This is a genomic window from Arthrobacter sp. TE12232, from assembly GCF_054062615.1.
On sequence record NZ_JBSSFK010000001.1, the window covers coordinates 766,686 to 788,018 of the forward strand.

Annotated in this window: 14 protein-coding genes; 7 read left to right on the top strand and 7 right to left on the bottom strand. The window is 67.7% G+C overall.

The window, feature by feature from the left end; all coding sequences use genetic code 11:
• Position 1: 1 nt before the first annotated feature.
• Positions 2 to 2,110 (bottom strand): DNA gyrase/topoisomerase IV subunit B, encoded by a 2,109-nt coding sequence (locus ACVWZ7_RS03430; RefSeq protein ID WP_116768201.1) that lies wholly within the window; start codon positions 2,108 to 2,110, stop codon positions 2 to 4.
• A 251-nt stretch (positions 2,111 to 2,361) separates the two neighbouring features.
• Here ACVWZ7_RS03430 and ACVWZ7_RS03435 point away from each other — a divergent pair, with 251 nt between their 5' ends.
• Positions 2,362 to 2,583, top strand: coding sequence for a DUF7455 domain-containing protein (locus ACVWZ7_RS03435; RefSeq protein ID WP_026266251.1), 222 nt, complete (start codon positions 2,362 to 2,364; stop codon positions 2,581 to 2,583).
• A gap of 273 nt (positions 2,584 to 2,856) precedes the next feature.
• Here the strand turns inward: ACVWZ7_RS03435 and ACVWZ7_RS03440 are convergent, their stop codons facing one another.
• The 4 genes from ACVWZ7_RS03440 to ACVWZ7_RS03455 form a co-directional block, all read right to left on the bottom strand.
• Positions 2,857 to 4,200: an RNA polymerase sigma factor gene (locus ACVWZ7_RS03440; protein ID WP_116768202.1), complete on the bottom strand. Its 1,344-nt coding sequence runs from the start codon at positions 4,198 to 4,200 to the stop codon at positions 2,857 to 2,859.
• A gap of 265 nt (positions 4,201 to 4,465) precedes the next feature.
• Positions 4,466 to 5,845, bottom strand: coding sequence for a DUF4192 family protein (locus tag ACVWZ7_RS03445; RefSeq protein ID WP_456506990.1), 1,380 nt, complete (start codon positions 5,843 to 5,845; stop codon positions 4,466 to 4,468).
• Between the two features lie 103 nt (positions 5,846 to 5,948).
• A complete protein-coding gene (locus ACVWZ7_RS03450) occupies positions 5,949 to 7,280 on the bottom strand; it encodes an MFS transporter (RefSeq protein ID WP_456506991.1) in 1,332 nt (443 codons plus the stop codon).
• A gap of 35 nt (positions 7,281 to 7,315) precedes the next feature.
• On the bottom strand, positions 7,316 to 8,254 hold the full coding sequence (locus ACVWZ7_RS03455; protein ID WP_456506992.1) for a proteasome assembly chaperone family protein: 939 nt from the start codon (positions 8,252 to 8,254) through the stop codon (positions 7,316 to 7,318).
• 392 nt (positions 8,255 to 8,646) lie between these two features.
• Between ACVWZ7_RS03455 and ACVWZ7_RS03460 the strand changes: the two genes are divergently transcribed.
• The 5 genes from ACVWZ7_RS03460 (at position 8,647) to ACVWZ7_RS03480 (ending at position 14,841) form a co-directional block, all read left to right on the top strand.
• Positions 8,647 to 10,188: a leucyl aminopeptidase gene (locus tag ACVWZ7_RS03460; RefSeq protein ID WP_344363392.1), complete on the top strand. Its 1,542-nt coding sequence runs from the start codon at positions 8,647 to 8,649 to the stop codon at positions 10,186 to 10,188.
• A gap of 293 nt (positions 10,189 to 10,481) precedes the next feature.
• Positions 10,482 to 11,867: a dihydrolipoyl dehydrogenase gene (gene lpdA, locus ACVWZ7_RS03465; RefSeq protein ID WP_116768207.1), complete on the top strand. Its 1,386-nt coding sequence runs from the start codon at positions 10,482 to 10,484 to the stop codon at positions 11,865 to 11,867.
• Between the two features lie 127 nt (positions 11,868 to 11,994).
• A complete protein-coding gene (gene sucB / locus ACVWZ7_RS03470; RefSeq protein WP_456506993.1) occupies positions 11,995 to 13,755 on the top strand; it encodes a 2-oxoglutarate dehydrogenase, E2 component, dihydrolipoamide succinyltransferase in 1,761 nt (586 codons plus the stop codon).
• Positions 13,756 to 13,854: 99 nt separating this feature from the next.
• Positions 13,855 to 14,205, top strand: coding sequence for a hypothetical protein (locus ACVWZ7_RS03475; RefSeq protein ID WP_091256485.1), 351 nt, complete (start codon positions 13,855 to 13,857; stop codon positions 14,203 to 14,205).
• Between the two features lie 207 nt (positions 14,206 to 14,412).
• A complete protein-coding gene (locus ACVWZ7_RS03480; RefSeq protein WP_116768210.1) occupies positions 14,413 to 14,841 on the top strand; it encodes an OsmC family protein in 429 nt (142 codons plus the stop codon).
• A gap of 137 nt (positions 14,842 to 14,978) precedes the next feature.
• On the opposite strand, the gene ACVWZ7_RS03485 is transcribed toward ACVWZ7_RS03480, so the two are convergent.
• Complete coding sequence (locus ACVWZ7_RS03485; RefSeq protein ID WP_456506994.1) at positions 14,979 to 18,512, bottom strand: S41 family peptidase; 3,534 nt, start codon at positions 18,510 to 18,512, stop codon at positions 14,979 to 14,981.
• A gap of 74 nt (positions 18,513 to 18,586) precedes the next feature.
• Between ACVWZ7_RS03485 and ACVWZ7_RS03490 the strand changes: the two genes are divergently transcribed.
• Positions 18,587 to 19,480, top strand: coding sequence for a TIGR01777 family oxidoreductase (locus tag ACVWZ7_RS03490; protein WP_456506995.1), 894 nt, complete (start codon positions 18,587 to 18,589; stop codon positions 19,478 to 19,480).
• 67 nt (positions 19,481 to 19,547) lie between these two features.
• Here the strand turns inward: ACVWZ7_RS03490 and ACVWZ7_RS03495 are convergent, their stop codons facing one another.
• On the bottom strand, positions 19,548 to 21,263 hold the full coding sequence (locus ACVWZ7_RS03495; protein ID WP_456506996.1) for a serine/threonine-protein kinase: 1,716 nt from the start codon (positions 21,261 to 21,263) through the stop codon (positions 19,548 to 19,550).
• Between the last annotated feature and the right edge of the window lie 70 nt (positions 21,264 to 21,333).

Sequence of the window (21,333 nt, forward strand, 5' to 3'; positions counted from 1 at the left end):
GTCAGGCGTCGATGCGCTCCCGGTCCAGGCTTGCGGCGCCGGCAATGATGAAGTCCTTGCGCGGTGCCACGTCGGAGCCCATGAGGAGGTCGAAGACTTCTTCGGCCTGCTTGGCGTTGTCGATCCCGACCTTGCGGAGCGTCCGGTGGCGCGGGTCCATGGTGGTTTCTGCCAGCTGCTCGGCGTCCATCTCGCCCAGGCCCTTGTAGCGCTGGATCGGCTCCTTGTAGCGCTTGCCCTCCTTGGCGAGCCTCGCCAGCAAGACGTGGAGCTCGGCCTCGGAGTAGGTGTAGATCATCTCGTTGGCCTTCTGGCCGGCGTTGATGACCTCCACCCGGTGCAGCGGCGGGACGGCGGCAAAGACGCGGCCCTCATCGATCATGGGCCGCATGTAGCGGAAGAAGAGCGTCAGCAGCAGCGTCCGGATGTGGGCGCCGTCGACATCGGCGTCGGTCATGAGGATCACCTTGCCGTACCGGGCCGCACTGATGTCGAACGTCCGGCCCGAGCCTGCCCCCACCACCTGGATCAGGGCCGCGCACTCGGCGTTGGAGAGCATGTCCCCGACGGACGCCTTCTGGACGTTGAGGATCTTGCCGCGGATCGGCAGGAGGGCCTGGAAATCTGAGGACCTTGCCAGTTTGGCAGTGCCGAGTGCGGAGTCACCCTCGACGATGAACAGTTCGGACCGCGCGACGTCGTCCGTGCGGCAGTCGGCAAGCTTGGTCGGCATGGAGGAGGTTTCCAGTGCATTCTTGCGGCGCTGGGTTTCCTTGTGGACGCGCGCCGAGATGCGGGACTTCATCTCGCTGACGACCTTTTCCAGCAGCAGCGCCGACTGGGCTTTGTCGTTGCGGTTTGAGGAGGTCAGCCGTGCGGTGATCTCCTGCTCCACCACCTTGGCCACGATGGCCCGCACGGCCGACGTGCCCAGGATTTCCTTGGTCTGGCCCTCGAACTGCGGCTCGGCCAGCCGGACGGTCAGGACTGCCGTCAGGCCGGCGAAGATGTCGTCCTTTTCGATCTTGTCGTTGCCTGCTTTGAGTTTGCGGGCATTGGTCTCGATCGCCTTGCGGAAGGTCTTCAGCAGGGCCTGCTCGAAGCCGGACTGGTGGGTGCCGCCCTTCGGCGTGGAGATGATGTTGACGAAGGTGCGGACCGTGCTGTCGTAGCCGATCCCCCAGCGCAGGGCGACGTCGACTTCGCAGTCCCGTTCCACCTCCGCGAGCTGGCTGTGCCCCCGCTCGTCAAGAACGGGCACTGTTTCCTTGAATTTGCCGGCGCCGTGCAGACGCCAGATGTCGGTGATGGCCGGGTCAGCGGCGAGGAAGTCGACAAACTCGGCGATGCCGCCGTCGTGGTGGAAGACTTCCTCATGCGGGCCCGCTTCGCCCGGGGTGCCGGCAAGCCTGCGTTCGTCCCGGACCGTAAGCTTCAGCCCGGGGACCAGGAACGAGGTCTGGCGGGCCCGCGCGGCGAGGTCCTCGTAGGAGAATTTGGCGTCGGGCGTGAAGATCTGCCGGTCGGCCCAGTAACGGATCCGCGTTCCCGTCATTCCGCGCTTGGCCTTGCCGACGACGTCGAGCACGGAGCCGTCAACGAACGGTTCGAAGACCGAGGCCGGATCCGGCTTGGTGCCCGGGTCCTTGAAGCGGCCCGGCTCGCCGCGGCGGAAGGACATCTTGTAGATCTTGCCGCCACGGTCCACCTCGACGTCGAGGCGTGCCGACAGGGCGTTGACGACGGAGGCGCCCACGCCGTGCAGGCCGCCCGAAGCCGTGTAGGAGCCGCCGCCGAACTTTCCGCCGGCGTGCAGTTTGGTGAAAACCACTTCGACGCCGGTCAGCCCGGTTTTCGGTTCGACGTCCACGGGGATGCCACGGCCGTCGTCGTGGATCTCCACCGAGTTGTCCGCGTGCAGGATGATCTTGATGTCGTGGCCGAAGCCGGCGAGGGCCTCGTCGACGGAGTTGTCGATGATCTCCCAGAGGCAGTGCATGAGTCCGCGGGAATCCGTGGAGCCGATGTACATGCCCGGGCGCTTGCGGACGGCCTCGAGGCCCTCCAGCACGGAAAGGTGCCGGGCGGTGTAATCAGAACTGGGTGCCACGGGTCGTGAACTCCTTACAAGACGGGGACGGCCCCTGCAGCGTGCGCAGGCCGGCGGTCACAGTGTTTAACGCTCTTCCTAGGTTAGTCGGAGTCAGGGTCCTCGCCGATCTGCCACTCCCCGGAAGGACCGTGCGGGGCTTCCCCGTTACTGAGACGTGATACGCGGACAGCGAAAGTGGGCCATCCCGGCGATGGTTTGGCCACGAATACTGGTTATATAGATATACCGATCTACTAAGGAGGCCGAACATGACAACAGCAGTTGCGGACCGCACACTGACCGCCGCAGACCGGTGCGATCGTTGCGGAGCACAGGCATATGTCCGGGTTGTTCTCGGAGCCTCCGGCGGTGAGCTTCTTTTCTGCGGCCACCACGCACGCGCCGTAGAGCCGACACTCAAGCCGCTCAGCTCAGACTGGCACGACGAGACAGACCGCCTTCACCAGAAGGCCCCGGTTCCGGTCGACTAGACCCCCCGGTTTCCGGCTCGGCGTCTGGCCGGGTCTTCAGCGACCTGAGATTACTGAACTCTGGGACTACTGAACAACTAGTGAACAAGGACCTCTCCGATTCGGAGGGGTCCTTGTTCGTTAAACGCGAGTTAGTGCGAAGGGACGCCTGATCCTGCAAAACCACTCAGGCAAAACACCAACGCGGGGTCACATCCGGCCCGCCAGGCGGCGGGCCGGATGTGACCCCGCGTTGGTGTGGACTGCTCCCAGCCTGCGGCTGGTGTGCGGCCGTTAGTCCAGGTAGTCGCGCAGGACCTGTGAGCGCGACGGGTGCCGCAGCTTGGACATGGTCTTGGATTCGATCTGGCGGATGCGCTCGCGCGTCACACCGTAGACCTTGCCGATTTCGTCTAAAGTCTTCGGCTGCCCGTCGGTGAGGCCGAAGCGCATGGCGACCACACCGGCTTCGCGCTCTGACAACGTGTCCAGCACCGAGTGCAGCTGTTCCTGCAGCAGGGTGAAGCTCACGGCATCCGCGGGAACCACGGCTTCGGAGTCCTCGATGAGGTCACCGAATTCGGAGTCGCCGTCCTCGCCAAGCGGAGTGTGCAGGGATATGGGCTCGCGGCCGTATTTCTGGACCTCGACGACCTTTTCCGGGGTCATGTCCAGTTCGAGGGCCAACTCCTCCGGCGTGGGTTCGCGGCCGAGATCCTGCAGCATCTGGCGCTGGACGCGGGCCAGCTTGTTGATGACTTCCACCATGTGCACCGGGATGCGGATGGTGCGGGCCTGGTCGGCCATGGCGCGGGTGATCGCCTGGCGGATCCACCACGTGGCGTAGGTGGAGAACTTGAAGCCCTTCGTGTAGTCGAACTTCTCGACCGCACGGATCAGGCCCAGGTTGCCTTCCTGGATCAGGTCCAGGAACAGCATGCCGCGGCCGGTGTAGCGCTTGGCCAGCGAGACCACGAGGCGGAGGTTGGCTTCCAGCAGGTGGTTCTTGGCACGCTTGCCGTCGTGGATGACGAATTCAAGCTCACGCTTGAGCTTCGGATCCATCGTGCCGTCGTCGGCGGCGATCTTTTCCTCGGCGAAGAGGCCGGCCTCGATCCGCAGGGCCAGGTCCACTTCCTGCTCAGCGTTCAGCAGCGCGACCTTGCCGATCTGCTTCAGGTAGTCCTTGACGGGGTCGGCGGTGGCGCCGGCGGACATGACCTGCTGCACCGGGGCGTCGTCGTCATCGGCATCGGAGTAGACGAAGCCGGAGCCGGTGGCCGCTGCAGCCTTGCCGGGCGCCTCTTCGCCTTCTACCTCGTCGCCGAGTTCGGCAGCATCGGGCGTGATGTCGTCGAGGTCCTCTTCGACGTCGACGTCATCGTCGTCGCCGTGCTCACTGGCTGATTTGCCGGCGGCCTCTGCCGCGGCTTTGGCGCCGGGCTTGGGCCCGCGCTTCTTGGGCTCAGGCTTGGCGACTCCGGTTACGGTGTCGCCGCCCTCGGCGGAAGCGGCGTCTTTGACAGCCTTGTTGGCTGCACGCGTGGCGGCGCGCTTGGCGTTGGTCGCCGCCTTCTTCTCGTCGGGGGACATTTCGGCCTGGTCGGCGGGTTCCTTCTTCGCGGAAGACGGGGTCACTGAAAACCTTTCTAGCTGCGGTCTGCGGATCGCCATACGGGCAACACCACTATGACCCTGTCAAGTCCGTGTTCAACATCAGATGCAACCACGACCAGCAGAGCCACTAAGTAGAACTGCTGGGGCGGCCGGAATGTTCCCTGTTTCCAAGGTTCATTGCGGGCACTTGATACACGGACCCAACCGGGTCTCGGCAACTATTGTCTCACGGTTTTCTCCTGAGGTGCCTTCCGGGGCGCCGGGTCCACAATATTGCGGCGACTCCTCACGCCGCGTCCGGCGCAAACTTCTGCCATGCTGCCTCCCGTCTGGCTGCCCAGCCGCAAAGGGTGCCGCGCCGGCCAAGTTCTGCCAGCAGTTCCGCCAATCTGTATCCCGGATAGTCCTGCAGTGCCTGCCGATACAAGGCGTCGGCGTAGGAACCCCGTCCGCGGCACCATTCAATCCAGCCCCTTGCCGTCACGGCGGCTGCGGTCGACTCACCGCCGCCGAGACTTCCCAGCAGTTGCAGGACCCGCTCAAGCCCGACCATCAGGGCCCAGTCCGGGACCGACGGGGCCAGCCCGAGCAGGACCTCCCCGTAGCCGGGAAGCGTGTCGGCGCCCGGGCCGGCATCCGGGACTGGGCCAGCGTCGGCGCCACCGGCCGGCTGGCCGTCGGAAGGCGTCGGTCCTGGAATGGGACTGGGCGTTGGTCCGGGCCGTGGAGAAGAGTTCGTTCCGGGCCGGAAGGCGGATCCGGCTTCCGGGTCGAACATGCCGAAGTCTTCAGCGCCGCGTTCGGCCGCCGGCCGCCCGGCGGCCGCCATCACGAGAACTGCGTCCCGCCAAGACGGGATGCAAAGGCTGGCCCGTAGGTAACCGGTCAGTTCCGGTGTCAGGTCAGGCGACTGGCCGGCCGCCTGCATCACCATCGTCCAGACATCAAGCACCTGGGCGAATTGGGCCCGGTCCCGCCGTCGCGAGGAGAATTGCGCAGCCCAGCCGGACTCGGCCGTACGGACCGCAGGGTCCACGGGCCGCGGCGCCGGCCTGGTGTCCTGCGCTCCGGGGGCCTCGCCTACACTGCTGCCGCGGAAAACCATCTCGGCATTGAGTTTGCTGTTCGTGATCTGCTCGATCGGCCGGCCGGGCGGCACACAGCAGTCCGGATCGCTGCAGTAGGCGTTGCGCCAGAACTCCGCGCCAATAACCCACGCGTCCCTCACGGGCATTCCGGCCGCCTCCAGGGCAAGTTCGAGTTCTTTGAGCAGGACCGCCAACCCAGGGCGGCCGTCGTCGCTGTTGGTATCCGTATCAGTGAAGAAGGCCAGCAGCGAACCATCGGCGGCGTCGTCCGCCTGCAAGTAGGACACGACATTTCGCGCAAAGCCGGCCAGCGCGTCGCTCCGGCCTGAGCCGGAACGCCGTCTGGACCCGGCGCCACCGCGTCCCGGGGCCGCTGTATTGCCCCCTCCTCCGCCGCTGCGGCCGCCGACGACGCTACCGCCTAGCGCGGGGAGGTCGACCCGCAAGGTGGCTCCGAGCCGTTTGCCTTCCATGGTCATGGCCACGAGGCTGTTCTCGGGCCAGTAGCCCAGGGAGTGAGGGATGAAGCCAAGGATGTCTTCAGGGCCGGAAATTCTCAAATGATCGGGAGCTGTCATAAGCCAAGCTTCGCGACGGCCGGATCGCTGCGGGAGTCCCGTTCTGCGCTATGTGGATAACTTCAGGGCGTTGCGCCGGGCAGCCAACACACCAAACCGCTACTCAGGGCGTGCGGCGGCGCTCCGCGACGAGCTTGCGTTGCTTGGCGAGGGATTTCAGCAGCGGCGGAACAGTGACCCCTTGGGCCGCCATCTGGCGCCGGACCTTCCGCCGGGTAACGATGATGGCGCAGGCTCCCCCGGCCAGCAGGAGGAACTGGACGCTGAGGGCGACGCGGAAGGGATCCAGGCCGTAGAGCTCGCCGCGGGAGAAGCCGCTGGCGTAAAGGACGTCGAGGACCAGCCCAATGAGGTAGATGGACACCAGGGCGGCAATGAAGCCGCCCACGTTGACAATTCCGGTGGCGGTCCCGAGCCGGTGCGCCGGGTTGAAGGTTCGGGCGAAGTCGAAGCCGATCATCGAACCGGGGCCGCCGACGGCCAGCGTCACCACAAGGACAGCCAGGAGCCAGAGCGGAGATCGTCCCGGCAGCAGCAGGACGGCCGCCCATGCCGCAGCGGTGCAGCCGGAAATCAGGAGCACCATCGTGGAACGGCGCAGCGGATGTCGGGCAACGAACCTGCCCATGAGGGGGCCGGCGGCAATGGCGGCGGCCACGTAGAGGGACATGAGGCCGGAGACGGTTCCCCGGTCCAGCCCCTGGGCGGAAATCAGGAAGGGGTAGCCCCAGGTCATGGCAAACACCGTGCCGCTGAACTGGACGGTGAAGTGGCTCCACAGCCCCAGCCGGGTCCCGGGCTGCCGCCAGGCGTGCCCCAGCGAAATTCCGGTGGCGCGCAGGCCCTGGGACGGCGGCGGGGCCGGGTGCCCGGGCGGGAGGTCCTGAAGCAACAGCAGGACCAGCACGACGGCGATGCCGGACATCCCGGCGAGCGTCAGGAAGGCAGGCGTCCACCCCGCGGAGTGCAGGATCATGGCGAACGGCACCACGCTGAACAGCTGGCCCAGCTGTCCGGACATGCCCGTCAGCTGCGTCAGTAGCGGCACGCGCCCCGGCGCAAACCAGAGCGGAATAAGCCGGATGACGGAGATGAACGTCATGGCGTCGCCGGCACCCACCAGGACACGTCCCAGAACACCGCCGGGGATGTTGTCGGCAAACGCGAGCTGCAGCTGGCCGAGCCCCATCAGGATGCCGCCGCCTGCCAGCATGGCGCGGGAGCCGTACCGATCCACGAGGATGCCCACCGGAATCTGTAGCGCGGCGTAGACCAGGAGCTGCAGCACAGTGAAGAAGGAAATTTCGGCCGCGCTGGCATGGAAGCGTTCCGTGGCCTCCAGGCCGACGACCCCGAACGAGGTGCGCTGGCTGACCGCCACGAGATACGCAAAGATCCCGATGATCCAAATCAGCCAGGCGCGGGGGGAGGTCACTCCCCTATTATGCCCGGCTTGTTGATAAATAGTATTTATTCGCCGGGTTCTTTACGGGCCAAGTACGCCTCGACGGCGGCCCCCAGGGCATCGGCGTTGGGGATTTGGTCGTTCTCGTCGGCCAGCAGCGACCGCCGGACAGTCCCCTCGGCCTTTTCGTCATACCGGGACTCCAGCCGGGAGACCACCTGCTGGACCTCTTCGGACGCCTCAATCTGCTCGGCGATCTGCCGGCCCACCTCACGTCCGGCCTCGCGCAGACGGTCCGTCGGCAGCATGAGGGAGGTGGCCGCGCCCAGGTACTCGAGTCCGGCAACGGCGGCCGTGGGGTATTCGGCTTCGGCCAGGTAATGCGGCACATGGATGACATAGCCGGCGATGTTCCGACCGGCCTCCGTCAGACGCAGCTCCAGGATGTGGCCCACGGCGGCAGGAACCTCCACGGTGGGCTTCCACACGGAGATTCCCTCGATCAGTTCCGGCCGGTTGCCGTGCACGGTCACACCGACCGGCCGGGTGTGGGGCACGGGCATCGGGATCGAATGGATCCAGGCGACGAGGTTGACGTCGAGTTCCTCGACGATGCCGACGACGGCGCGTGCGAAGCGCTCCCATTGCAGGTCCGGCTCGAACCCGGCAAGGAACAGGAAGGGGCTGCCCAGCCCGTCGACCAGGCGGTAGAGCGCCAGGCTCGGGGCCTGGTAATCCTGCAGGTGGTCCTCGACGAAGCTAACTTGCGGACGCCGGGACCGGTAGTCCATCAGCTGGTCGGCGTCGAACTGGGCGATCATCTCGGAATCGAGCGTGTCCAACAGCTCGGCGGTGATCTGCCGGACCACGTGGCCGGCGTCAGCGAAGCCGGTGAACCCCATGACGAGGTTGAGTCCGTGCAGTTCGGGGCTGGAGAACAGCGCGTCATCACGGATATAGAGCGACTGGGGGTCCAGCAGAGAGCCGGAAATCCGTTCAATCACGGCGTGTTCCTTTCACGATGGCGGCGGCAGGAGTTGCGGGTCGCGGTCCGTCGTCCGGACAGCCACGCAGGTTCCGGACGATCAGGCAGAGCCCGCGGAATCATGCAGAACCCGACGGCCAGTCCACAGGGCACTCACCGCACGGCAGCGCCGCTAACAGTACAACGCCCCGGCGTCCGGGCTAATTCCTGCCCCGGGTGTGCTCCAGCTCTCATTCGATTGAAAGTCCGGAGTCGGGAGAGACTACGATCGGAACTGGCCCTAGGGCTAGCTTGCAGACACCGGGTTGCGTCCCAGAACGACGGCGGCCCGGGATCCGCGGCAGGGCGCCGAACATGCAGTTCCTGCCGAAAATCACCGAGAAACATCACAGAGAATTGAGGACTGTCCTCGTGGTCAAGAATAGTGAAGTCAAACTTAGTGCAGTCGCAGGGGACCTAAAGAAGTCCCCCAGCGATGCCCTCGTCATCGGCGTCGGGCAGGGTCCGGACGGCCCGGTATTGCTCGACAATCCGCTGACGGCCAAGGCCGCTGAGGCCCTGGCGGAATCACTGAGCGTTCTTGGCATCACCGGCGCGGCTGACCAGGCCCACCGCCTGCCCGGCCTGCCCGAGGCGGGGGCCACCATTCTGCTGCTCGCCGGCGTCGGCAAGCTGCCCGCGAACAAGGGTTCAGCGAAGCAGCCGCTCAGCGAGGAGGCGCTGCGCCGCGCCGCCGGCTCGGCGGTCCGCCAGCTGGCCGGCGTCACCACCGTCACCCTGGCACTTCCGACGACGACCCTCGCCGAGGTCGCCGCCGTCGCCGAGGGCGCGGCAATGGGCGCCTACTCCTACACGGAGTTCCGGTCCTCCCAGAACGGGCTCAAGGACCCGGTGAAGAACGTCGCCATCCTGACCGACTTCGCCGCGGACAAGGCACTGCAGCCGGTCCTGGACCGGGCGTCCCTGATCGGCACGGCCGTGAACGCGACCCGCACCCTGGTCAACCAGCCGCCGAGCCACCTCTACCCCGAGTCCTTCGCCGACGCCGCCAAGGAGCTGTCCAAGGGCTTGCCCGTCAAGGTGACCGTCTGGGACGAGAAGCGCCTCGAGAAGGAGGGCTTCGGCGGCATCCTCGGTGTCGGCAAGGGCTCCACCCGCCAGCCGCGCCTCGTGAAGGTGGAGTACGCCCCGGCCAAGGCCACGGCCAAGATCGCCCTCGTGGGCAAGGGCATCACCTTTGACACCGGGGGCATTTCCATCAAGCCTGCCCTCGGCATGGGTGACATGAAGAGCGACATGGCCGGGGCCGCCGTCGTCCTTAACACCGTGCTGGCCATCGCAGGCCTCGGCCTGCCGGTCAAGGCGACGGCCTGGCTGTGCATTGCGGAGAACATGCCCTCCGGCGCTGCCCAGCGTCCCGCCGACGTCCTCACGATGTTCGGCGGCAAGACCGTCGAGGTCCTGAACACCGACGCCGAGGGCCGCCTGGTCATGGCCGACGGCATCGTTGCAGCGAGCCAGGAGTTCCCGGACGCGATCATTGACGTCGCCACCCTTACCGGCGCGCAGCTGATCGCCCTGGGAGACCGCACCGCCGGCGTCATGGGCTCCGACTCCGTCACCGGCGCCATCAAAGCCGCCGCGGACCGTGCGGGCGAGCTCGTCTGGCCCATGCCCCTGCCCGAAGAACTGCGCCCCAGCCTCGACTCGCAGGTCGCGGACATCGCCAACATCGGCGAACGCCACGGCGGCATGATGACCGCGGCCGTGTTCCTGCGCGAATTCGTCGGCAAGGGCAAGGACGGCGAACAGATCCCCTGGGCCCACATCGACATCGCCGGACCGTCGTTCAATAACGGCAGCCCCTACGGTTACAACCACAAGCAGGGCACCGGCTGCACCGTCCGCACTCTTGTGGCGTACGTCGAAGACCTGCTGAAGGCTTCCGCCTAACAGCAACGTCCAACAGCACCGCCTGACGCCACGGCGGTCCGCACCCACGCCGCTCTGTGGCCGGGGCCCTGATGCCTCGGCCACAAAGCCGCGTGACACTGGACACAAGCGCTCCACAAACACCGCGACAAGGTGGAGCATGTATAAGTGGTTCGCTAAGGTGAACGACGATAGACCCCAAGAAGTAGTCACAAATGAAAGGGAACGGGCCTGCTGGCATAATCACGGCAGGCAAGTTTCAAGACCAGATGATGCGTACTCTCGCGTCATCGTTCACGCGAGGGAGCGTTTTAGTGGCCGATCAGGCAACTGCGCAAGAATTCGACATCCTGGTACTCGGCGGCGGCAGCGGCGGCTACGCCACCGCTCTGCGTGCCGTCCAGCTTGGCCTCACCGTCGGCCTCATCGAAAAGGCCAAACTCGGCGGCACCTGCCTGCACAACGGCTGCATCCCGACCAAGGCGCTCCTGCACTCCGCGGAGCTGGCAGACCACGCCCGTGACTCCTCAAAGTACGGCGTGAACGTGACCCTCGACAGCATCGACATCACGGCCGTCAACGCCTACAAGGACGGCATCATTGCCGGCAAGTTCAAGGGCCTGCAGGGACTGATCAAGTCCAAGAAGGGCATCACCGTCATCGAGGGTGAGGGCAAGCTCCAGGGCGCCGACACCATCGTCGTGAACGGCACCGCCTACAAGGGCAAGAACATCGTCCTCGCCACCGGCTCCTACTCCCGCACCCTGCCGGGCCTGGAAATCGGCGGCAAGGTCATCACGTCCGACGAAGCCCTCACCATGGATTACATCCCCCAGAGCGCGATCATCCTGGGCGGCGGCGTGATCGGCGTCGAGTTCGCTTCCGTCTGGAAGTCCTTCGGCGTCGACGTCACCATCGTCGAAGGCCTGCCCTCCCTCGTCCCGAACGAGGACGCCGCCATCGTCAAGAACTTTGAGCGCGCCTTCAAGAAGCGCGGCATCAAGTTCTCCACCGGCGTGTTCTTCCAGGGCGTGGAGCAGAACGCCGACGGCGTCAAGGTCACCCTCGTCGACGGCAAGACCTTCGAGGCCGATCTCCTGCTCGTGGCCGTGGGCCGCGGCCCCGTCACGGCCAACCTCGGCTACGAAGAGGCCGGCGTCACCATCGACCGCGGCTTCGTCATCACCAACGAGCGCCTGCACACCGGTGTTGGCAACATCTACGCCGTCGGCGACATCGTCCCGGGCGTCCAGCTGGCCCACCGCGGCTACCAGCAGGGCATCTTCGTCGCCGAAGAAATCGCGGGCCTGAAGCCGGTGGTCGTCGAAGACGTCAACATCCCCAAGGTCACCTACGCCGAGCCCGAAATCGCGACGGTCGGCTACACCGAGGCAGCCGCCAAGGCCAAGTTCGGTGACGACCAGGTCGAAACCCAGGAATACAACCTCGCCGGCAACGGCAAGAGCTCCATCCTGGGCACTAGCGGCATCGTGAAGCTGGTCCGCCAGAAGGACGGCCCCGTCGTCGGCGTCCACATGATCGGCTCCCGCATGGGCGAACAGATCGGCGAGGCCCAGCTGATCGTGAACTGGGAAGCCTACCCCGAGGACGTGGCCCAGCTGGTCCACGCCCACCCGACCCAGAACGAATCCCTGGGCGAGGCGCACCTGGCGCTGGCGGGCAAACCCCTCCACGGCTAGGCATCTCCGCCCGCACCACCGCAAGAACTCCGTGCTTAGTGCGCCCGGCCCAAAATGCCGGGTGCACTAAGCTCGAACAAGGCAGCAATCATCCGCACTAAAGATCAATAAGGAGAACGGGGACGACATGTCTGAATCCGTTAACTTGCCCGCCCTCGGTGAGAGCGTCACCGAAGGAACCGTCACCCGCTGGCTCAAGCAGGTCGGTGACCGGGTAGAGGTGGACGAGCCGCTGCTCGAGGTTTCCACCGACAAAGTAGACACCGAAATCCCCTCTCCGATTGCCGGCGTGATTGAGGAAATCCTCGTCGCCGAAGACGAGACCGCAGAAGTCGGCGCCCCGCTGGTCCGCATCGGCTCCGGCGACGCCGCCCCGGCCGCCGCAGAAGCTCCGGCCGCAGCCCCCGCCGAAGAGGCCCCCGCAGCATCCCCGTCGGCCGCGGAGGCTCCGGCCCCCGAGGCCGAGGCGCCTGCCGCTGCCGCCGCTGCCCCGGTTTCTGCTCCCGCCGGTGAAGGACACGACGTCACGCTTCCGGCCCTGGGCGAGAGCGTCACCGAAGGCACCGTCACCCGCTGGCTGAAGAGCGTCGGCGACACCGTGGAGGTCGACGAGCCGCTGCTCGAGGTTTCCACCGACAAGGTTGACACCGAAATTCCGTCCCCCGTCGCCGGAACCCTCCTGGAAATCCGAGTCAACGAGGACGAAACCGCCGAGGTCGGCTCCGTCCTGGCCGTCATCGGTTCCGGCGCAGCAGCCCCCGCCGCACCGGCTCCCGCAGCCGCCCCGGCTCCGGCAGCAGCCCCGGCTCCGGCAGCAGCCCCGGCTCCGGCAGCCGCTCCCGCAGCAGCTCCGGCTCCCGCACCGGCGGCTCCGGCAGCCGCCCCCGCACCGGCCGCGGCGCCCGCCGCTGCAGCTCCCGCCGCTCCGGCTAAGGCAGAAGCTGCCGCGCCGGCAGAGTCCGGCTATGTCACTCCCCTCGTCCGCAAGCTGGCCAACCAGCAAGGCGTCGACATCGCGTCCCTGACCGGCACCGGCGTCGGCGGCCGCATCCGCAAGCAGGATGTGCTGGCCGCCGCCGAGGCGAAGGCCGCACCGGCAGCCCCCGCTGCAGCGGGAGCTGCTGCCGCAGCCCCGTCTGCCGCTCCGGCCGCCGCAGTGTCCTCCCTGCGCGGCACCGTGCAGAAGGCCCCGCGCATCCGCCAGGTCATCGCCCGCCGCATGCGCGAGTCCCTGGACATCTCGACCCAGCTGACGCAGGTCCACGAGGTTGACATGACCAAGGTAGCCAAGCTGCGCGCCAAGGCCAAGAACTCCTTCCAGGCCCAGAACGGCTCCAAGCTGACCTTCCTGCCCTTCATCGCCAAGGCTGTCGCCGAGGCCCTGAAGCAGCACCCGAAGATCAACGCCTCCTACGACGAGGACAAGCAGGAGATCACCTACCACAACGCCGAACACCTGGCGATTGCGGTGGACACCGACAAGGGCCTGCTGGTGCCGGTTATCGCCGACGCCGGCAACCTGAACCTCGCCGGCTTGGCCGGCAAGATCGCCGACGTCGCGGACCGCACCCGCAACGGCAAGATCGGCCCGGACGAGCTCTCCGGCGGAACCTTCAGCATCACCAACATCGGTTCCGTGGGCGCTCTCTTCGACACCCCGATCATCAACCAGCCGCAGGTCGCCATCCTGGGCACCGGCGCGATCGTCAAGCGCGCCGTGGTGGTCTCGGACGAGAACGGCGACGACTCGCTGGCCATCCGCTCCATGATGTACCTCTCCCTGACGTACGACCACCGCCTGGTGGACGGCGCGGATGCAGGACGCTTCCTGCAGACGCTGAAGGCACGCCTCGAAGAAGGCGCGTTCGAAGCGGACCTGGGCCTCTAACGAGCCACAGCCCGCCTGAAACACGGTGAACCGGGGGCACCTTCCATGACGGAAGGTGCCCTCCGTCGTTTGCCGACAGATTGTCGCTAAGCTGGTGCCATGGACATTCTTAAATACATTCTGATCTTCCTGCACGTCTTGGGCGCCGCCGCGATCGTCGGCGGCTGGTTCGCCACCTTCAAGAAGCCCACCGTCCTGCCGGTGCAGCTGTACGGCGCAATTGCCCAGCTGGTCACGGGGCTGGCGCTCGTAGGGATCCTGGGGGCCACCCACGAACCGGTCAACTACTTCAAGATCACCGTCAAATTGGTGATCGCCATCGTTGTGCTGGTGGCCGCCATCATCGGGTACCGGAAGGCTGCTTCCGGGGCTGAGGTCCCCAAGGGTCTGGCGCACGCCGTCGGCGGCATGGCGCTGATCAACATTGCCGTCGCCACGCTCTGGAACTAGCAGTCCCCGACGTCAACGACAGCGACGGCGCCGCACCCCTAGGCAGGGGTGTGGCGCCGCCGTCGTTAAGCAGTACCCGCCAGACCCGGTCATAATCCACTGACAGCGGAACCCCCGTGCGCAGGCGGCGCCGAATCCCTAGGATGGACACGGATGATCCGGCGGATCGCCGGATCTGTGGGATGACAACGATCTTGAGGAGTGGACATGGCAGCAACACGCACCGCGCACACTGTATGGAATGGCGACCTGATGACGGGCGCCGGCAACACGACGCTGGACAGCTCCGGACTGGGTAACTTCGATGTCACCTGGAAGGCGCGCGCCGAGGCATCCGAGGGCAAGACCAGCCCCGAAGAGCTCATCGCCGCGGCCCACTCGGCCTGCTTCTCCATGGCATTCAGCCTCGCTGTCGCCCAGGCCGGCCACACGCCCGAGCAAGTCAACACCAAGGCGGATGTCACCTTCGTGCCCGGCACCGGCATCACGGACAGCCACCTGACCGTGAGCGCGCGGATCCCGGGGATCACGGAGGACGAATTCCAGCGCATCGCTGAGGAAGCCAAGGTGGGCTGCCCCGTCTCGGCCGCCCTCACCGGCATCAAGATCACCCTGGATGCGACCCTGGCTTCCTAGTTCTTCAGGCAGCAAAGCGAAGGCCCCCGCCACCCTGGATTTTCCAGGGCAGCGGGGGCCTTTGCTTTGGGTCTTTTCGCGAGGGGTTTCGCGGCAGGTCCCCCCGCGGAAGCGCGGACCCGCGGGGCTGCCTAGGCCTAGCTGCCCTGCCGGCGTGCAGGCAACGGGGCGGGCCGGACACGGCGGTAGCCCTCGCGCAGCGGGGGACGGTCCGTGGGCAGTTCCTGGATCATTTCCTTCAACGCCCCGATGCCGTATTCCAGCTGCGGGTCAGTGCCGGCGGCGTAGGCGTGCGGCGGGAAGGTCACTTCGATGTCCGGGGTGACGCCGAAGTTCTCCACGCCCCAGCCGACGCCGCCGGCGAACCAGGTGGCGTAGCGCGGCTGGGTCACGCCCGTGCCGTCGGCCAGCGCGAAGCGGTTGTCGATTCCGACGACGCCGCCCCACGTGCGGGTGCCAATGACGGGTCCGATCCCCCGCAGCTTGGAGACCTGGGTGATGATGTCGCCGTCGGATCCGGCGAACTCGTCCGTCAGGATGATGACCGGTCCGCGCGGTGCGTGGTGCGGGTAGGTCCGCGGTTTCTCCCCGCGCGGCATGCTCCAGCCGGTGACCTTGCGTCCGATGAGTTCGGCCACGAGCTGGGAGGTGTGGCCGCCGCGGTTGCGGCGGACATCGACGATCAGCCCGTCGAGGGCGGTTTCGGTGTCGAGGTCGCGATGCAGCTGGGCCCAGCCATTGGCCATCATGTCCGGGATGTGGAGGTAGCCGAACGTTCCGTTGGAGGCTTCGCGGACGGTCCGCCGGTTGCTGGCGACCCATTCCTGGTACCGCAGGCGTTCCTCGTCCTTGACCGGGACCACGGCCACGCGGCGCTGGCCGCCCGCGGCTTCGCCGTGGCCGGCACCGTTGCGCAGGGTGAGTTCGACGGCGCGGCCGGCCGCGCCGACGAGCTGCATGGCCGGGGTCAGCGATTCGGTAAGTACGACGCCGTCGATCGCCAGCAGGACGTCGCCGGGCTTGACGTCGGCGCCGGGCCGGGTCAGCGGAGAAGTAGCGAGCGGATCCGAGGACTCCCCCGCCAGGATGCGGGTGATTTCCCAGCCCTCGCCGGTGAACTCAAGGTCCGCACCGAGCCGGCCCTGGGGGCTGCTGCCGTTCTCGGAGACAGCCATCGGGCGGACATAGGCGTGGGACGTGCCCAGTTCGCCGTGCAGCTCCCACAACAGGTCCACGAGGTCATCGTGCGAGCCGAGACGCTCCACCACGGGACGGTAGCGGGCGTGGATGGATTCCCAATCCTGGCCGGCCATGTCTTCGGTCCAGAAGAAGTCGCGCTGGAGCCGCCACGCCTCGTCGAAGGCCTGGCCCCATACGCTGAGCGGGTCCATCTGCACGCGGATGCGCCCGAGGTCCACCTTGACGAGCTGGCCGGACTCCTCGTCGGCCTTGGCGCCCGCGGGAGCGACCCGGATCTGTTTGTCCTGGATGAACACGATCTTTTCCCCGTCGCCGGAGATCCGGTAGCTGTCCAGTGCCTCCACGATGGTGGAGGTGCGTCGCTTGGCGAGGTCGTAGCGGACCAGGCTGGGTGCGGCGCCCTTGTCCTCAAGGCTGGCCCGGCCTTCGCCCGTGGTGCCGGAGAGTTCATTGTCCAGCCAGAGCAGGGCGCCGGAAGCGGCGGTCAGTGTGGAGTAGTTGCCTTGCGGCACGGGGACACCGATGACGCGGTGGGCCAGGCCTTCGGCGTCGACCCGCACGGCCGGCACCTGCTTCGCTGCGGGCGACGCCGCAGGTCCGGCACCGGTCACCGCGGCACCGTCCGCGTCTGCGTCCGTGTCCGCATCGATCTGCAGGTCGACGCTCGGGCCGAACGGGGACGGGGTGTCCGCGGCGAGGGCCACAAGGTAGGGCTTGATCGGGCTCGGGAAGGACAGATCGAAGGAGTGTCCGTCGTAGACCGGATCGAAGCTGCGGTTGGAAAGGAAGGCGAGGTATTTGCCGTCCGGGGTGAACGACGGCGATTCGTCGCGGAACCGGCCGTCGGTGACGTCAATGATCGCAGTCTGCGTGCCGCCGTCGGTCCTGGCGATCCGGAGCCGGCTGCGGGATCCGAAGGACGTGACCGGCTCGGACCAGCCGAGCCAGGCGGAGTCCGGGGACCAGGTGAATCCTTCGATGCTGCCCTCCCCGATGCTGCTGAGCAGGGACATGGTGCGCGTGCGCGTATCGGCAAGGTAGATGTCACCGAAGGCGGTGCCCACGGCGAGCCAGCGCCCGTCGGGGCTGGCTTCGATAGCGCTGGCCCGGCTGGGCTTGGGGAAGTCGATCCGCGTGAGACCGCCGGATGTCGGCGTCTCGGTCCCGGCGGTGCCAGATGTGCCGGTGCCGGATGCGTGAGTCGCGGCGGCCGCGGCGGGGCTGGACACAGAGCCGACTGCCACCGCTGGCGTAGTTCCCGTGCCCGTCAGCGCGGCCGCGGACACCGGCTTCGGCAGCGGGATGCCGGACCCGGATTCTTCAGACTGGACTGACTGAGGAGGCTGCGGCGCCTTCGGGGCCGCAGCGAGTCCGCCGGGCAGGGGCGCCGCGATGGACTTGAGGTACAGGGCCTCGACGCCGTCGTGGTCGGCGACATAGGCGATCCGGCCCTCGCCGAAGGGCCGGGGAAGCCGTGCCCGGACGCCCGGGGTGGCCTCAAGGACGCGGGAGGGGCCGTCCTTGTGCCGCAGCCAGTGGAGGGTTCCGTGGGATTCGACGGCGCTGGAGGCGCCGGTGCGGTCCGGAATGACGTCGCCGAGGTGCCGTGAGGGCTTCAGCGGGGCGGGACGGCGGGCTTGCGAGGCGGAGCCCAGCGAAATGTCGAGTTTGACCGCCTCCGCGTCCAGGCTCGGCAGCAGCCAGAGTTCCCCGGCAGATTCGAAAATGACGCGTTCGCCGTCGGTGGAGGCGTGGCGCACGTAGAAGTCCTCGTGGTCCGTATGGCGCCGCAGGTCACTGCCGTTGGGAAGTACTGAATAGAGGTTTCCGTAGCCCTCGTGGTCGGACAGGAAGGCGATCCGGCCCTTGACCCACAGGGGGTCTGTGAGATTGCCGTCCAGCCCGGCGGCGAGCCGCTCGAATTCGCCGTTTCCGTCGGCGTCGATCCACAGCTTGCCCGCGGCGCCGCCACGGTAGCGCTTCCACCATGCCGGCTCACGCGACAACACGCTGGCAAGCACCACGGGACGTTCGTCGCCGACGACGGGGCCGAATGCCACCGATTCCACCGGGCCGAACGGAAGTTCATCCGCCCAGCCGCCTGCGACGGGGAGGCTGTAGGCATGGGTGTGGCGGCTGTCGGACTGGCGGAACGCGCTGGTGACCAGGACGTCGCCGTCGGGCGTGAAGCCCTTGACCCGGGTGGAGCTGTGGCCGAAGTAACTCAGCTGGCGGTAGCCGCCGCCGTCGACGTCGGCAATGACGACTTCCGGGGCAGTCCCCTGGACGACAGTCCACACCAGGCGCTTGCCGTCGGGGCTGAAACGGGGGTTGCGGGCCGGCAATTGCAGGGAGGAGACGCGCCAGGCACGGCCCCCGCCCACGGGTGCAATCCAGACGTCGTCCTCGGCCACGAAGGTGACCAGATCGCCGTGGAGATGCGGGAAACGGAAGTAACTCGAGGGGGTCATCGTTCGATCATAGCTACAACGGCCCGTACGGCCCGGAAGGTTTCGCCGCCGTGCCGGGCGTGGTGAGATGGATCATGCGAATCCTTGTTGCCGGAGCCTCCGGGCTGATCGGAACCGCCCTTTCCAACGCACTGCGCAGCGAAGGGCACGACGTCGTCGCCCTGGTCAGGCGTCCCCCCACCTCGCCGGCCGAGTTCCAGTGGGATCCGGCCGCCGGCCGGATCGATGACACCGCGTTGAAGGGCGCGGACGCGGTGGTCAACCTCTCCGGCGCCGGTATAGGCGACCGGCCCTGGACGCGGGCACGGATTGAGGAGCTTCGCAGCTCCCGGTTGGGCGCGACGCAAACTTTGACGACGGCGATGGCCCGGCAGGACATGCCTCCGGCAGTCTTCCTCAGCCAGTCGGCATCCGGCTACTACGGCAACGCAGGGTCCGTGGTGCTGCGCGAGACCGCGCCTGCCGGCACGGGCACGCTCGCGCGGATCTGCGTCGACTGGGAGGCCGCGGCACATGAGGCTCCCCCGGGCATCCGCGTGGTCACGCCCCGAACCGGCGTCGTCCTCAGCCGCTCCGGGGGCGCGCTGGGCCGGCTCATGCCGCTGCTGCGCCTCGGCGTCGGTGGCCCGCTCGGCAACGGCAGGCAGTACTGGCCGTGGGTGACCTTGCCGGACGTGGCGGGCGCCCTGTCCTTCCTGCTCACATCCCCGGTGTCCGGGCCGGTGAACGTCAGCGCCCCCGAAACCGCCGATGTGAACTCCCTGATCTCGCAACTGGCGGAGGCGCTGCACCGCCCTGCGGTGCTGCGGGTTCCCGCCCCGGTGCTGCGGCTGGTGATGGGCCAGCTGGCCGAGGAATTGCTGCTGGCGAGCCAGCGGCTGGAGCCGGCTGTCCTGGCCGGGAACGGCTTCGAATGGCAGCACCCCTCACTCGCCAAGGCCACGGCGTGGGTGGCCGGCCGGGACTGACCTCAACCCTGCCGGCCGGACACGGCTCATCGGACGGAGCTAACCGGAGGCAGCACGCCTCCTCCGGTTAGCCGGCGTCAGGATCCCCGGGGAGGATCTCGGCAATCCGCCAGCGTCCGTCGACCGGCACGAGGACAAGCTCAAGCTGCTGTGCGGCGGCGGGGGGAACCTGTCCCACCACGTTCCCGCCGCCGTCAAGCTCCTTGTACCCGGAGGACTCCGTCGTGATTGCCACCACGGCCCGGTCGGGGCTGCTGTCCGCGGCCGTTTCGATCCTGGTCAAGGCGGTCGAGAATCCGGCCAGGACATGGCCGGCCGCGCTGAGCTGCGTCCTGATCCTCTCGTCGGCAACAGCGGCGGCCGACGCCGGAGCATTGACGGCGTCGAGCAGGCCGAAGTCCCCGGAGGTGAACGCGAGCGAGCGGAGCCGGGCGAGACCGCGGACGGCCTCTGCGGGGTCCGTCGAGGCCAGCAGTGCCTCCAGATCCGGGCGTACAGGGCTTTCCCCGCCGCCGGCCGTCGGCGTCTCGTCTGCCGGGCCGGGCGACGGCTCAGCCGCCGTCCCTGCAGCGCCGGTAGGTTCCGCCGGCACCGGCGAGCCGGGGCCCGCACCGCCGTCGGCCCCGAGCGCGGAAAATAGTCCAGCGACGGCGTCGCGTGCCGGCGCACCGCCGGCCAGCAGCCACGTGCCGGCCAGCAGAACGAGAGCCACGAGACTGAGCGAAACCGCCCGTCGTGCGGGGGTCCTTCGGAAGCCTCGGTGGGCTCCGGCCGCCCCGGTGGCGCCCGGGCGCCGCCACGGACCGGGCGTTCCAGAGCGGGATCGCCATGACTGTTCCGGTGCTGAACCCGGCTGCTTCCTGCGCAGGAAGCCCCCGGCGGGTGCCAACCCGCGCCCGTGCCGCCGGAGCGTCCCCGGCCGGCGCCTCCCCGGCCGGCGCCTCCCCGGCCGGAGCGTCCCCGGCCGGCGCCTGCGCGGCCCGGGCTGCATATCCCGGCGGGTGAGCAATTGTGGAATGACCGTCGGATGGACGGTGATAGAGAGGTCCACAGGCTCTGCCGTGCTGCTGCGGTAGACCGCGGCGGCCAGGTCTGCGGCCGAGGGACGCTGCCTCCGGTCCTCGTTGAGTCCGGCTTCGAGGGCTGCCACCAACGCGGCCGGAACCTCAGGGACGAGGAGGCGGAGGGGCGGCCGCTGCGCACCGGGCTCTGGAGCCCGTCCGGTCAGGCAGTACCAGCCCAGGGCCGCGAGCGAGTAAACGTCCCGTTCCGGCTGAAGGCCGGCCCGCACCGCGTCCGCCGGGGCCGGATCACGGAATCCATCGGTGCCGACTTCCACGGTCGAGGTGGCGTCGGCCACCATTCGTGCGACCCCCAGATCGGCGAGCAGGGGTTTGCCGGAGGCGGTGAACAGCACGTTGCCGGGGGCCACATCGCCATGGGTGAACCCTTGGCCGTGAAGGTACGCCAGGGCCTGAGCGATCGGCGTCAGGACTGTCACCGTCTCGCCGGGCCCCAGGCGTCCCCGGCCCGCGACGAGCGCCGCCAGCGAGCCGCCGGGAGCGTAGTCGAGCGCCAGCCCGAGGCCGCCCTCTCCCGCCTCATGAGGCCGCCGCAGGCGAACCACTGCGTGGGCGCGGACCAGGTGGTCATGCTCCAGTGCGGACAGGATACGGACTTCACGCCGGATCGCCGCTTCCGTTTCCGCGTCCTCCGCCGCGGTGCCGGCGCCGGTGTCAAAGCATTTGAGGGCGAAGTCGCGGCGGGTGGACTGTTCGGTCACGAGCCAGACCGTAGCGCTGCCGCCGACGCCCAGGCAACGGCCGACGTCGTAGCCTCTCACTATGGGGGCC